Source organism: Streptomyces sp. NPDC001544, from assembly GCF_042894285.1.
GTDB lineage: Bacteria > Actinomycetota > Actinomycetes > Streptomycetales > Streptomycetaceae > Streptomyces.
In genome coordinates this window covers 131,292-145,381 of the sequence record NZ_JBIAVN010000003.1, presented here as the reverse complement: position 1 = coordinate 145,381, position 14,090 = coordinate 131,292, and the positions used below count along the sequence as shown (strand labels likewise).

Genomic DNA, 14,090 nt, shown 5'->3' with positions numbered 1-14,090 from the left:
ATATTTCTGCGCGTTCCAGCACCATCCCTGCCCACGGGCACGCCCCCACGCGCGTGCCCCTGATTTTCCGCGAGAGGCCTCAGCGTCGCGCCGCCCGGGCCAGCTGCTCCAGCGTGGCCGCCACCGCCGGTACCTGGGCGAGGTCGGGGAGGGTGAGGGCGACGATCTCCCGGCGCACCGCCGGTTTCAGTGCGAGGGCGCGCACGCCCCTGGGCCGTACGGACTCGATCGCGAGACGGGGCAGCACGGCGACCCCCAGCCCAGCGCCCACCAGGCCGACCACCGCCGGGTAGTCGTCGGTGGCGAAGTCGATACGCGGTGTGAAGCCCGCGCTCTCGCAGACCTCCACCAGCTGCCCCCGGCAGCGCGGGCAGCCCGCGATCCACGGCTCCTCGGCCAGCTCGCCGATGGCGACCGACTCGGCGCGCGCGAGCGGGTGCCGTTCCGGTACGAGACCGACCAGGGGGTCTTTCAGCAGCGGCCGCACGACGAGGTCGTCCCACTCCTCGGCGCCCGCGGCCCCCTCGTACCGGAAGGCGAGCGCCACGTCGCAGTCGCCCTCGCGGAGCATGTCCACGGACTTCGGCGGCTCGGCCTCCTCCAGGGAGACCCGGGTGCCGGGATGGGCGGCGCGCAGGGCGGCGAGTGCGGTGGGGACCAGGGTGGAGCTGCCACTGGGGAAGGAGACGAGCCGGACCCGGCCCGCCCTGAGGCCGGCGATCGCCGCGACCTCCTCCTCGGCGGCGGTGAGCCCGGCCAGGATCCCCGACGCGTGCCGGACCAGCGCCTCGCCGGCCTGGGTCAGCCGCATCTCCCGGCCGCTGCGGACCAGCAGGGGGGTGCCGACCGAGGACTCCAGGGCCTTCATCTGCTGGCTGACGGCGGGCTGGGTGCAGCCCAGTTCGCGCCCCGCCGCCGAGAAGGAACCGGTGGTGGCGACGGCGCGCAGGACGCGGAGATGGCGGGCCTCGATCACCCTTCGAGCATAAGCCCGCCTTGGATACGGCACCCCATAATGTGTCGACGCTTTGAGGAGCGACCCCTTACCGTGCGGACATGAAGCTTCTCTCGGTCAATCTGGGCCGCGCGCGTGCCGTGCCGTACACCGACCAGCCGGAGGGTCTCACCGGCATCGACAAGCGCCCGGTGGACGGACCGGTGCGGGTGGCGGCCCCGGGGCCCAAGGGGGTGGGCGGCAGCGGGCTCGCCGGGGACGCGGTGTGCGAGATGCGCCACCACGGCGGCGACGACCAGGCGGTGTATGCGTACGCGCGCGAGGACCTCGACGTGTGGGAACGGGAACTGGGCCGGTCACTGTCCAACGGCTGCTTCGGCGAGAACCTCACGACGGCCGGTCTGGACGTCTCCGGCGCACTGATCGGCGAGCGCTGGCGCATCGGTTCCGAGGTGGTCCTCGAGGTGACCTCGGGGCGGATCCCGTGCCGCACGTTCCAGGGCCACCTGGGCGAACAGGGCTGGGTGAAGAGGTTCACCCGGAAGGGCGTGACGGGTGCCTACCTGCGGGTGATCGAACCGGGTGAGATACGGGCGGGCGATGCGGTCGAGATCGTGCACCGGCCGGACCACGACGTGACGGCCACCCTCCAGTTCCGCGCGGCGACGACGGAGCGGGAACTGCTGCCGCGCCTGCTCGCGGCGGGCACCGCGCTGCACTCGCAGACGCTGGAGCAGGCCCGGCAGTACGTGGCGGAGCACGGCGGCCGGCCGGCGTCCTGAACCACGGTCACCACGGGCCCGCACACCTCCTCTTCACGATCGTCGGGGCCTGTGCGCTGCGCGAACGCCGCCGGTCCGGGTAACTACGCTTGGCCCATGACAACGGCTCTGATTACGGGATCGACCGCGGGCATCGGCGCCGCGTTCGCGCGGCGGCTGGCGGCGGACGGGCACAACCTGGTCCTGGTTGCGCGGGACACCAAACGGCTGCGCGAGCAGGCGACCGAGCTGCACGACCGGCACGGCATCGAGGTGGAGGTGCTGACCGCCGACCTGGGCACGGACGACGGCATCGAGGCGGTGGCCACCCGCCTGGGCGACCGCCGCAACCCGGTCGACCTGCTGGTCAACAACGCGGGCTTCGGCAACAAGGGCCGCTACCTCGAGGTGTCGATGGCCGACGAGCTGCGGATGCTCAAGGTGCACTGCGAGGCGGTGCTGCGGCTGACGTCGGCGGCGGCGGAGGCGATGCGGGAGCGCGGGCGCGGCGGCGTCGTCAACGTGGCCTCGGTGGCCGCCTTCGTGCCGCGCGGCACGTACGGCGCCTCCAAGGCGTGGGTCGTGCAGTTCACCCAGGGGGTCGCCAAGGACCTGGCCGGTACGGGCGTGCGGCTGATGGCGCTGTGCCCGGGTTTCGTGCGTACGGAGTTCCACGAGCGGGCCGGGATGGGGACGGACAACATCCCGAACTGGATGTGGCTGGACGCGGACAAGCTGGTCGCGGCGGCGCTGGCCGATCTGGCCCGCGGCAAGTCGCTGTCCATTCCGGACCCGCGCTACAAGGCGCTGATGGGGCTGGCGAAGGTGGCTCCGCGCGGTCTGCTGGGCGGGGTCAGCTCGCGGACCGGGCGCAAGTACGGGCCCCAGTAGCGTCAGGGGTGGCGCCGCCGTTCCGGTGCGAGAATGGGCGTGACGGAACCGGACCAGGGGGGCCGGAGGCGGCGTCATGACCTTCGTACAGCTCATCGACTGCAGGACCAGCCGGTTGGACGAGATGAACCGGCTCATGGACGACTGGGTCGAGCAGACCAAGGGGAAGCGGACCGCGACGCACGCGGTGGTCGGCAAGGACCGTTCGGACGCGTCGCACATCATCGAGGTGGTGGAGTTCCCGTCGTACGAGGAGGCGATGCGGAACTCGAACCTCCCGGAGACCGACCGGATCTACCGGGGCATGGTCGCCCTGTGCGACGAGATGCCCACGTTCGTCGATCTGGACGTGGTGCGGGACGAGCAGTTGTCCATCGGCATGGTGCGCCGCTTCCTGGAGACGCTCGCGACCCCGGGTGACCTGCCGCCGCTGAACGACCTGCTCGACGAGGACGTCCACAGCCACGATCCGATCAACCCGCAGGACACGATCGGGCTGGACTCCGCCCGCAGCGAGTACCGCATGTGGCGCGGTGCCTTCGACTTCACGTTCACGGTCGAGGACGTGATCGCCCAGGGCGACCGGGTCTGCGCGCGCTGGACCTGGAACGCCACGCACAAGGCCGACTTCCTGGGCATCGCGCCCACCGGCAAGCGGGTCACCATGACGGGGATGACACTGTTCCGCTTCGGCGACAACGGAAAGATCGCCGAGATCTGGTGGCAGCACGACCAGCTGGGGCTGATGCAGCAACTGGGAGCGCTGGACGCGCTGGAGCGGTAGTCGCTTGCCCGGCGGGGCTGACGCCGTCGGGGTGTGGTGACATGTCAGAGGGGCGGCCGGTCGACGGGCGCCCCTCCTTTCTCACGTCGGCCGCGCGCGGCCGCGCGCCGCGTTGCCCGCGCTGTGGCCGGGGCATTGCGAGCGCTGGAGCGGCACCCACCCTGGACGGTCGCACGGTGCGCCATTGTCGCGGAGCCGGTACAGGTCCGCCATGAGCCTGGCCCGAGCCGCCGCGTTCCTCGTGGTCCAGCCAAAGAACGCGAGGGCTGCTCCGCCAACATCCTCTGCGCCGAGGCCACGCGGACGGTCCTCGACGAGTCCGAGCAGGCAGCGTTGGCGTTCGGCCGGTGCCACTGCTCGACCGGCCGAGCGGTGAGACCGGGCAGCGGCCACCGGGCCTGTGCGCACGACCGCCCTGTCACATCGAGAAATTCCCCTGCCTCGGCTATCCGGCCCTCGTCACGCAGTTGCTCCGCCGCCGTGTTCACCGACCCGCTGATCGAGCTCGGCCTGGACCTGTACAGCAGCTCACCCAGGTGCCTCAGGAGGACCTGCCGGTGGATCGGCCCTTCGGTCTCGACGACCCGGTACACGGCGTCCACCATCGGGGGCCTCGGAATCCCGCCGCGCCGGTCGGCGGTCGCCGGATCGAGATCGGCGACATCGGCGGGCTGGTGGGGAGCCGCCCAGTCGCCGTGATCGGGAGCAGTGCGGAATGACTTACGGGCTGCCACAGGAGGTCGGCTCCTTCGTCTCGATGCAGTCGGACAAGTAGGCATCCAGACCGGCTGCCGCCAGTGGAGACGCCTCCGGCGTCTCGGGCCGGCCGTGCAGGCGCAGCAATACATGGTCGTCGTCGACGAGGCAGTCGGTGCAGGGCAGGGCACGGGACAGCAACCGGGCGAAGTCGTCGCAGGCCGCCCGAACGTCGACCTCGTGCAGACCGATCCAGGCGTGCAGAGTGCCGTCCTGCACGGTCAGTTCGACATCGACGGAGGTGCCCGCCGCCTCGGCGGCCTCCCCGCACCAGGCCAGCGTTTCGCGCAGTGCCCCGAGCTGGGAAGGGAGCGACAGGGAGACGCCCCGGCGCATGTCGTCGCGGACAGTGACGCCGGTCCGCGATGCCTGGTCGCGCCACCAGTACTGCACCACGTCACGGGCCGAGGCATCCCACGGGCCGGTCCCGGCCGCCCGCCGTACCGCATCGGCCGCGTTCCGGCGGACCGTGCTCGCATGGTCGGATCCTTCGTCCGCAGCCATCCGGCTCACCAGGGAGCGGGGGCCGAGCCGGATGTCGCGGACGACCTGCTGGTACAACTCGTGCAGGGTGTCAGGCGGCGGCGCCGCGTCCGGACCGAACAGGGACCGTACGCCTTCCGCCCAGGCGCGGAAGGCGGCGAGATCTCCGGTGGCGAGCAGGTCAGTGCCGAGCAGGCCGCCGCTGACCATACGGGCGCGCTGCCGTTCGTTCGTCGGACCCAGTCCGTCGAATTGTGCCCGGAGCAGGTACCTCAGCAGTTCGGACTCCGCCTCGGTGAGGGCCTCGACAAGATCGTCGGCGAGTGCGGCGAGGATCTCCAGGACGTCCTGGGCGGTCGCCTTGTCCGCGTCGGTCTTGGAACAGGGCCCGTCGGGCGGTACCGCCCACCGGTGGATACGGCCCCGCACGTCGCGCAGGACAAGGGTCGAGGTGTAACTCTGCAGGTGGTCCGGGCCGCTGAGACGGTGCTCGAAGACGTGCGTCACTCCGAACATGCTCATCAGGTAGGTCATGACGGTCACCGGGTCGTGCTGGTGCTGGAGTCCGCTGAGCCAATCCTCGAGGACGGCCGGTCTGCGGCGCAGCAGTCGTGGTCCGTGGGTACGCCAGGCCGTGGCGACGACCGCCTGCGCGGCGCCGGCAACCGTGCTCGGTCGTTGTCCGCTCTCCCCGCGGCCAGTCAGTATTCCTTCGGCGAGGGCGAGTTCCGTGCCAAGGCGGGCGCTGTCCTCGTTGGCCGGCGTGTGGATGCGGGCTTCGTCCTCGTCCGGCACCAGGCCCTTGGCCAGGGTGCGGCGGGTTCTCTCGTGCCGGGCCAGGTGGTCGAGCACGACGGAGCCGTGGTGGGCGAGCAGCTGGTTGTCGCGTTGGTGGTGGGCGGTGGTCTCGGCCTGGTTCTCGTAGACGTACGACGAGTGAGTGAGGGCCTGGGCGAGCAGGCCCTCGGCCCGGCGGCCGTCGAGTTCGAACATGGCCACGAGGTCGGATACGGCGTCCCGGTACCTCAGGGGTGCGGCACTGTACGGCTGTGGACGTGCTGCGAACCGCGCGTCCGTGGCCCGCGGGTCCTGCTGCCGTCGTGCCCGCGGATAGCCGCTCAGCAGAGCGCGTGCGGCAGCGGCCCGAGCGGCCTTCTTCGTCGGTCCGGTGCCCTGCGCGGTCCGCCCGCTGCGGGTGCGGGCGGTGGCGGTGTACGTCTTGCTGTGGTCGGGCCCCTGTTCGGCGTAGTCGTAGGTGAGGCCTTCCTCGGCAAAGAGGTTCTGTGCCTCGGTGACGTGGTCTGAGCCGCCGATGTCGTCGGCGCGGCGGTCGATTCCGGTACAAATGGTCTCGACCAGCCGTTGAGCGATGTCATGGGCGCCGACGAGGCTGAGCACACCGAGGATCTGCCGGGCGACACCCTCCGACACCGAGGGCGCGGGCCGTTGTGCTTCGCCGGCCCCATGCGGACGAGACCGTGGTCGGCCGCCCACTGTCCGAGGGCCACCCGGGCGGCCGTCGACCGCCGGTGGTGTTCGCTCGACTGGGTTCCCACCTTGTCCGGCTGCTGCTTCCCGACGTACACGTCGATCAGGATCACCCCGAGCGTGGTGCGGCCGAGCGCGTCCAGCATTCCCAGGGCATGCGGCGTCACGGCGGTCTCGGCCAGTCCGCTCTCGTAGAGGTGGCTGCGGTGCGACGCGGCGAGACCGAGCCAAGCCGTGGCCTCCGCGTCGGCCTCCCACTCGCCCACGACGTCCCGGATCGCGGCACGGACCACGTCCCCGAACGTGCCCGTCAGCGAGGCGGGCGGTCGGGGCAGTGGCGGGTGGGTGACGTCCCATACGGTGCGCTGCCGCTCCACCCGCACGTACGGCCGTGGCGGCTCCGTCGTCGGCCGTCGATCGGCGCCGGGTGGACGTGCGGATACCGTTCGAGAGGGTACGCCAGGCGTTGTCTTGGTCCGTCGAGACGGACGGGACTCGCGGCTCCGGGGACGCGCGGCCTGCGGACTGTGCGGCCGGGTTCGACTGCCGGTCCGGCCGGCCTCTCCGTCGAGTACGACCCGTAGTTTGCCGGCGAGCCAGCGCGGCAGCTCGAACGCGGGAGCGCGGCCGTCGAAGAAGTCACCGGCCAGGTCGACGCAGTACGACCATCTGTCCCACTCCGAGCGCGCCGCGTACGTCTGGCCCACCCTGCGCAGCGCACGACGCATCCGCTCGTACGAGACCTGCCGTCCGCCCAGGTTGTACGACGTCCGTTTCCGTGCGGCCTCGATGGCGAGCGCGATCCTGTGTACGGGCGTCGGCGCGGCGGTGTCCCGCAACGACACGATGCCGACCCAGCGGTTCATGTCCCCCCCCAGTCCCGGGCAGCTCGGCGTCGTCCGGCGTCCCGACGGGTGGCGTCTGCACGCTCCCCGCGTCGCACGGACGGGCCACCCCCTGCCCGCTGTTCCCCTCCTCGTTCCGCCGTACCTGCCCCTGCTTCGGCCAGACCGACGGAATACCCAGGTCAGCGTATGTCTCCGCGGGCTGGTTCGAGGAGGGTTCGGCAAGACGGATCACTATGTAACGCGCCGTCTGCACCACCAGGGATGGACGGGTGTGCCGGTGCGTCACGTGCTGCGGCGGAGGGGCGTCCCGGGGGCGTTCGTCGTCTGCGCCGCCTTCTTCGCCAGCCGTTCCGCTTCTTTCTTCTCCCGGGACTGCCTCCGCTGCCGATCGCGCCGACCCCTTGCCTTCGGGCCGCGATCATGAAACCTTGCGGTCTGGCCGACCCGGCCCGCCATGCCTCCACTATTCGGTGGGGGCGAGCACCGATCTCCCTGCATGACGTGTAAGGGGGTCTTCGTTTCCACAGGAGGCCCTTGTGCACGCGCACGCCACCGACGCCGCTGTCACGCCCCGCAACTGGAATCTCTACCGGACCACGGTCGTGGACATCCGGTTCCCGGGCCGTACCGTCCGGGTCGAACCACGACCTTCGGGCACGGCCGAGGGGCTCTTCCCGGAACCGGCCGGCAGCGCCACCATCCATGTGGTCACCGCCTGGAACCCCCTCGGCCGCACCGCGCCGGCCGACGACAACGCCCGTTCCCAGTCCCTGTTGCTCGACGAGGTCCGCCGCCGTGGTCTCACCTCGTGGTCCGCGGAGGGGGGCGACGCGCGCGGCACACACCGCGAGGACAGCGTCGCCGTCGTCGGCCTGAGCGATGACGCGGCGCGCGACTTGGGACACCGCTTCGGCCAGGACGCGATCTTCGCCTGGACGCCCGACGCCTGGCGCCTCCTGGCGTGCGGCACCGGTGCCACGGCGGTCAGCGGATGGGCGGCGTCCAGCATGCACTGAGGCCGAGCACCGACGGCTTCCTGCCCGTCTCAGGGAGCCGGCTGCCCCGGACGGTCCGTCGAGGACGGCGGCTGGGACGGTGGTACGAGTTCCTGCTGGGCCCATGTTCCGGCGACCACGGTGGCGAACGCGGTCGCGGCGGCGACGAGCACGGTGCCGGCGGGCACAGTGACCGACGACAGCCGACGGAAGTTCCGGACCTGGGACCACTTCATCGCGGCGGCCCGGGCCAGCCACCACTCCCAGCAGAGCCCGAGTCCCATGCAGACGACGAAGGTCTGGCCCGCCAAGGCGCCGCACGCCACCGCCATGTCGGTCCAGGAGGGGTCCTGGGTGTACTGAGAGTCGACGGTGAGTGTCACCATGGGCAGGATCTCCGCAGGCAGCACCACCAGCAGGAGCATGCCCGCCTTGCCGATCGGCGTCAGGCCCCGCAGCAGCGCGTAGAAGTAGCCGAAGACGAAGCCGTACAGCGCCCAGTGGCCGAACCTGAGCGTCTGGGAGATCGCCCCGAGGTGGAAGGGCATCGAACTGTCCGCTCCCACCGCGCTGCCGGTCACCAGCTTGTACGCCGCCCACGGCAGCGCCAGCAACTGGGCAAGGGCCGCGCCGGCCGGTCCGGCGACGCGGGGCGCGACTCCGGCACTCGATCCGAGCGCGAACCTCTTCGCGCGGGCCAGCCGGGTGGCGGGGTCACCGCATCGTCCGGGGACGTCCAGTTCACGCCAGCGGTCGGCGAAGGCCGACATCGCCATGTCGTCCGCGAGGGAGGACCGGGCGGCCCGCTGGAAGTCGGCCCGGGTGTCCCAGAGCAGTTGTGTCCGCACCCACCTGTCCATGAAGCCGGCGTGTGCCTTCCTGGTCACCCGCCGGAACTTGGCCGCCGTACGGATCGATCCGGGTGGAATCAGCAGCAGGGAGCCCAGCGCCGTCCACGTGACGCCGAGGGAGTCCCCCCACATGGTCAGGGTGCGCAGGCTGGGGCTGCCCAGGGCCAGGAGCGCCCCGCAGACCAGCAGCACCCTGCCGACCGGCTCCACCGCCCGGCCTCCGTCACCGGGGGCACCGCGCCTGCGCAGGTAGACGATCTGAAGGATCACTCCACAGACCGTCATGACGCAGAGGGGGTATCCCCTGTACCCGGTGAAGAACGCTGTGGGGTAGTCCTCCCAGAGCGCAGGCAGCGTCCTGGAGGCTTCCTTCCCCCAACCGATCAGGAACGGCGCGGTCAGCATCCCCCAGAGAAGCGTGAAGCGGACCAACTGGGACGCAGGTTTCGGGCTGCGACGCAGTACCGGCCCCCGGAGCGATGTGAGCCACGCCGCGGCCGGCCACGTCAGGATCAGGACGGGCCCCACGACGGACCAGTCCGTCGGCGGGTTCCCCCCACGCCCTGCCATGACCGGTGAGCCGCTGAGCAGCAGCAGGAGCGGGACCACCCCCACGAGTGTCCCCGTCGCGATCGCCCACCGGCGTGCGGCGCTGCCCCTGCGCGCGAGACACAGCGCCCCGGTGACCGCAAGAGCGAGAAGCACGGATCCCGCCAGCACGGACCCTTCGAAAACCGTCGGCCTCCATCCGCCTGCCGCCATGAGCCCGTAAGGGAGCACCACGGACGCGCCGCACGACAACAGCACGACAGGTGACGGCGGTCGGTGTTCGGCGAGCCTGCGGCTGAACCACAAACCCGCCATGGGGAGGAGGTACCAAAGCCAGAGTCCGAGTGCGGGACCCGGTTCCCACACGGCGTCGGGCGGGATGCCGCTGACCCCCCTGGGGTCGAATCCGAAGGCGGCGGCGCTCCGCCCCGGTGCTTCCCATACGGCGAGAGGGCATACGGCCACCGCGAGCAGGAGTGTCCCCCTCGCCCATCTACGGGGGACGGCGCCACCGGCGAGCGCAGACACGACGAACGCCGCGACGACACCGATGCCGCAGACGGAGAGGCTGAGGGCGAGGATCATCTCGCCTTGGGTCTGGTGCCGTCGCGACAGCGGCTTCGCCTGCACGGATTGGTCCAGCATGACTGACGGAGTGACCGCGGCTTTCCCTTCGGAAGACGCCGAACCGCTGGTGACCCGCCAGGCGACGGTACTCGGTGTCTGCGACTCGACGGCCCCGAAGACCCGGCTGAAGTGCCACTGCGGAGCACTCACCGTCACCGTCCAGGCCGTGGGAGAGCCGGGGGCCCGCTTCTGCAGCAACAGATGCGGAGTCAGTAACAGCCACAGGTGCTGCGCGCCGGATCGGAGGGCCTGATACTGCCACCCCCAGCGCGCCTCCACCCGGGCTGGTTCGTCAGGTGAGGCCTGGGTCACCATGGTCGGACGGCTCGACCAGCCGTCGTACACCCGCGGGCCGACATCGGTTTCCAAGCGGTAACCGGTCCCCCCGTCGATGATGCCGGTCGCCCGCAGGGAGGCCAGGGCCTTGCTGTGCGGGGCCAGTGTGTACCTCCGGGTCTCACTGATCATCACCAACTGCCGCGACCTGTCCAAGCCCACGGCGATGGTGATCGTCCCGGTCGAGGACGCTCCGGCCGGCCTGTCGGCGGCCTGGGCAGGGCCGGAGCAGAGCAGCACCAGGCAGAGCAGCGTCAGCAGGAGCCCGGCACCCGCCTTCAGCCGTCCTGTCCCCGGCACCCGTCCGCCTGCCGAAGACTCCACCGGCCCACCCCCCGTGTGTCGGACTCGATGATGATTGCCCTGTTCGGGGCCGCCGGGAACGTCTTCGGCGGAAAACCCCCTTTCCTGGGCACACGCCCGGACGTTCCACCGTGCTGCCACGTACAATCCGCCCCCGGTGATGCGGGCCTCTGGGTCGCGCCGAGGGGGAGGGCCGCGGGATGGCCGAAGACTGGCGGGGTGTGGTGAACGGGGTCGCGTACACCCTGATCTACGCACGGGACCTCGACGACGCCGTGGTCGAACGGGTCACCCGGTACCTGCTCAAGCAGCCGCTGTTCCGGCTCGAGCCGGAGGAGCAGTACCAGACGCTTGTCCGAGCGGTCGAGTCCGGCGCGGATCTCGCCTCCCCGATCGCCGAGCAGCACAGCGGCGAGGATCTCCGGGTTTTCCTGCGGCGGGTGCTGGCCCGGATGGACGCCCTTCGCCCGTGGTCCCCTCCGCCCTACCTGCGGTTGGACGGGCACCGCTTCACGGAGGAGTTCTCCGGTGCCCGGACGATCGCCCGGATGGCGGTGGACCGCACCCACATCGGCGCGCGGATCGGCTGGTGGGACACCGTCCAGCACGACGGCGGCGAGTGGGACGTCCTCCTGCTGCGGCTCGCCTCCGGCGACGAGGTCGCCCTGGTCGCCGCCGCGGGTGCGGCAGGGCCCGTCGAAATACGTCACACCGGCCCGGGGCGCCCTGTCCGCTCGGTTCTGAAGGCGTTCTGTGCGGCCACCGGCTTCACCCGGCGGGAGGTCCGGCCGACCGGCCCGGCGGCCCTGCTGTGGTACTCGGGCTGAGCCAGCGCCGTGACTTCAGGGGGGACAAGCTTGATCAGCTCGTGCAGTTGCGCCTCCCGACCACAGGCCCGGTCACCATGGACCTGTCGGTGGACGGTGACGAGCACCCCGAGCAGTACCGCGCCCGCGCCGAGCCCGGACGCACGCCGGACGGCAGGATCAGCGACCGACTCGGCATGACCGTCACCTTCCTCGGCATGACGCTTACGTCCTGCAACGCCTTCGGCGAGTCGGCACGGCGAAGGCCCGGCACCCCTTCCGGGGTGCCGGGCCTCGCTCGCGGCCCGAAGGCCTCGGGTCCTACCGACGGTGCGTCAGTGGGCGTGGCCGTGGCCGTGGCCCGCGGCGGCCGGCTCTTCCTCTTCCTTCTTCTCGACGACCAGGGTCTCGGTCGTGAGCAGGAGGGAGGCGATGGAGGCGGCGTTCTCCAGGGCGGAGCGGGTGACCTTGACCGGGTCGATGACGCCGGCCTTGACCAGGTCGCCGTACTCGCCGGTGGCGGCGTTGTAGCCGTTGCCCTTGTCGAGCTCGGCGACCTTGGAGACGATGACGTAGCCCTCGAGGCCGGCGTTCTCCGCGATCCAGCGCAGCGGCTCGACGGCGGCGCGGCGGACGACCGCGACACCGGTGGCCTCGTCGCCGGACTTGTCGAGGTTGCCCTCGAGGACCTTGACGGCGTGGACCAGCGCGGAGCCACCACCGGAGACGATGCCCTCCTCGACCGCGGCGCGGGTCGCGGAGATGGCGTCCTCCAGACGGTGCTTCTTCTCCTTCAGCTCCACCTCGGTGGCGGCGCCGACCTTGATCACGCACACGCCGCCGGCCAGCTTCGCGAGGCGCTCCTGGAGCTTCTCGCGGTCCCAGTCGGAGTCGGTGTTCTCGATCTCGGCCTTGATCTGGCCGACGCGGCCCGCGACGTCCTCGGACTTGCCGGCGCCGTCGACGATCGTGGTGTCGTCCTTGGTGACGGTGACGCGGCGGGCGGAGCCGAGCACGTCCAGGCCGACCTGGTCGAGCTTGAGGCCGACCTCCTCGGAGATGACGGTGCCGCCGGTGAGGACGGCGATGTCCTGCAGCATGGCCTTGCGGCGGTCACCGAAGCCGGGGGCCTTGACGGCGACGGCGTTGAAGGTGCCGCGGATCTTGTTGACGACCAGGGTCGACAGGGCCTCGCCGTCGACGTCCTCGGCGATGATCAGCAGGGGCTTCGAGGCGCCGGCCTGGATGACCTTCTCCAGGAGCGGGAGCATGTCCGCGATGGCGGAGATCTTGCCCTGGTGGATCAGGATGTACGGGTCGTCGAGGACGGCCTCCATGCGCTCCTGGTCCGTCACGAAGTACGGCGACAGGTAGCCCTTGTCGAAGGCCATGCCCTCGGTGAAGTCCAGCTCCAGACCGAAGGTGTTGGACTCCTCGACGGTGATGACACCGTCCTTGCCGACCTTGTCCATCGCCTCGGCGATGAGCTCGCCGACCTGCTGGTCCTGGGCGGACAGCGCGGCGACGGCGGCGATGTCGGACTTCTCGTCGATCGGCCGGGCGGAGGCGAGCAGGTCGTCCGAGACGGCCTTGACCGCGGCGTCGATGCCCTTCTTCAGGGCGGCCGGGGAGGCGCCGGCGGCGACGTTCTTCAGGCCCTCGCGCACGAGCGCCTGGGCCAGCACGGTGGCGGTGGTCGTACCGTCACCCGCGATGTCGTTGGTCTTGGTCGCCACCTCCTTCACCAGCTGGGCGCCGAGGTTCTCGTACGGGTCCTCGATCTCGACCTCACGGGCGATGGTGACACCGTCGTTGGTGATGGTCGGGGCGCCGAACTTCTTGTCGATGACGACGTTGCGGCCCTTGGGGCCGATCGTCACCTTGACCGTGTCGGCGAGCTTGTTGACGCCGCGCTCGAGGGCGCGACGGGCGTCCTCGTCGAACTTCAGGATCTTCGCCATGGGAGCGTAGCCCTCTCGGGAAATCTAGGGTGCTGAAAAATACGGTCGGTGAAACGAACTGCGCCCCCGGCGCCCGGCTTGTTAACGGTCGCGGGGGCCGGGGGCGCAGCTCGAAGCGGAAAAGCTCGAGGCGATTACTTCTCGACGATCGCGAGCACGTCGCGGGCCGAGAGAACGAGGTACTCCTCGTTGTTGTACTTCACCTCGGTGCCGCCGTACTTGCTGTAGAGCACGACGTCGCCGACCTTGACGTCGAGTTCGACGCGCTTGCCGTCCTCGATGCGGCCCGGGCCCACGGCCAGGACGACGCCCTCCTGGGGCTTCTCCTTGGCGGTGTCCGGGATGACCAGGCCAGAGGCCGTGGTCTGCTCGGCGTCCAGCGGCTGGACCACAATGCGGTCCTCGAGCGGCTTGATGGCAACCTTGGAGCTGGCGGTCGTCACGATCCGACCTCCCCCTTCGGAGATCTCACGGGGTTAACTGTCTGAGGTGGCGACCAGGTCGATCCGTCGTCGCGGGTGCCGGACCTGCCCGTCGCTGTGTTGGCACTCTCCTGCGTCGAGTGCCAGAGCCGAGACTATGACTGCGATTAGCACTCGGTCAAGCGGAGTGCCAATTGCCGTGCGTCGCGTCAGCGCGGACGCCCTCGTCGGCGGCGGCCCGCACCAGGCGCCGGCCGCCTCACCGGCCCGTACC

At 70.8% G+C, this 14,090-nt stretch carries 10 protein-coding genes; 5 read left to right on the top strand and 5 right to left on the bottom strand.

Annotation, left to right across the window (positions count from 1 at the left end):
* Positions 1 to 79: 79 nt before the first annotated feature.
* Positions 80 to 976: a LysR family transcriptional regulator gene (locus ACFY0F_RS10580; protein WP_388791630.1), complete on the bottom strand. Its 897-nt coding sequence runs from the start codon at positions 974 to 976 to the stop codon at positions 80 to 82.
* Positions 977 to 1,056: 80 nt separating this feature from the next.
* Here ACFY0F_RS10580 and ACFY0F_RS10575 point away from each other — a divergent pair, with 80 nt between their 5' ends.
* The 3 genes from ACFY0F_RS10575 to ACFY0F_RS10565 all read left to right on the top strand — a co-directional run bounded on the left by ACFY0F_RS10575 (position 1,057) and on the right by ACFY0F_RS10565 (position 3,391).
* A complete protein-coding gene (locus ACFY0F_RS10575) occupies positions 1,057 to 1,737 on the top strand; it encodes an MOSC domain-containing protein (protein WP_388791628.1) in 681 nt (226 codons plus the stop codon).
* Between the two features lie 96 nt (positions 1,738 to 1,833).
* Positions 1,834 to 2,607, top strand: a complete 774-nt coding sequence (locus tag ACFY0F_RS10570; RefSeq protein WP_388791626.1) for an SDR family NAD(P)-dependent oxidoreductase — start codon at positions 1,834 to 1,836, stop codon at positions 2,605 to 2,607.
* 76 nt (positions 2,608 to 2,683) lie between these two features.
* Entirely contained in the window at positions 2,684 to 3,391 is a 708-nt protein-coding gene (locus ACFY0F_RS10565) for an ester cyclase (protein WP_388791624.1), read from the top strand.
* A gap of 720 nt (positions 3,392 to 4,111) precedes the next feature.
* On the opposite strand, the gene ACFY0F_RS10560 is transcribed toward ACFY0F_RS10565, so the two are convergent.
* Positions 4,112 to 6,061 (bottom strand): putative dsRNA-binding protein, encoded by a 1,950-nt coding sequence (locus tag ACFY0F_RS10560; protein WP_388791622.1) that lies wholly within the window; start codon positions 6,059 to 6,061, stop codon positions 4,112 to 4,114.
* Between the two features lie 1,441 nt (positions 6,062 to 7,502).
* Between ACFY0F_RS10560 and ACFY0F_RS10555 the strand changes: the two genes are divergently transcribed.
* Positions 7,503 to 7,982 (top strand): DUF3293 domain-containing protein, encoded by a 480-nt coding sequence (locus ACFY0F_RS10555; protein WP_388791620.1) that lies wholly within the window; start codon positions 7,503 to 7,505, stop codon positions 7,980 to 7,982.
* Positions 7,983 to 8,011: 29 nt separating this feature from the next.
* Here ACFY0F_RS10555 and ACFY0F_RS10550 read toward each other — a convergent pair whose 3' ends face one another.
* Positions 8,012 to 10,648 (bottom strand): hypothetical protein, encoded by a 2,637-nt coding sequence (locus tag ACFY0F_RS10550; protein WP_388791618.1) that lies wholly within the window; start codon positions 10,646 to 10,648, stop codon positions 8,012 to 8,014.
* Positions 10,649 to 10,827: 179 nt separating this feature from the next.
* Between ACFY0F_RS10550 and ACFY0F_RS10545 the strand changes: the two genes are divergently transcribed.
* Positions 10,828 to 11,454, top strand: coding sequence for a hypothetical protein (locus ACFY0F_RS10545; protein ID WP_388791616.1), 627 nt, complete (start codon positions 10,828 to 10,830; stop codon positions 11,452 to 11,454).
* Between the two features lie 314 nt (positions 11,455 to 11,768).
* On the opposite strand, the gene groL is transcribed toward ACFY0F_RS10545, so the two are convergent.
* Entirely contained in the window at positions 11,769 to 13,394 is a 1,626-nt protein-coding gene (gene groL / locus ACFY0F_RS10540) for a chaperonin GroEL (RefSeq protein WP_388791614.1), read from the bottom strand.
* A 134-nt stretch (positions 13,395 to 13,528) separates the two neighbouring features.
* Positions 13,529 to 13,837 carry a co-chaperone GroES gene (gene groES, locus ACFY0F_RS10535; protein ID WP_029382138.1) on the bottom strand — a complete coding sequence of 103 codons (309 nt, stop codon included), beginning with the start codon at positions 13,835 to 13,837 and terminating at the stop codon, positions 13,529 to 13,531.
* Positions 13,838 to 14,090: the final 253 nt, after the last annotated feature.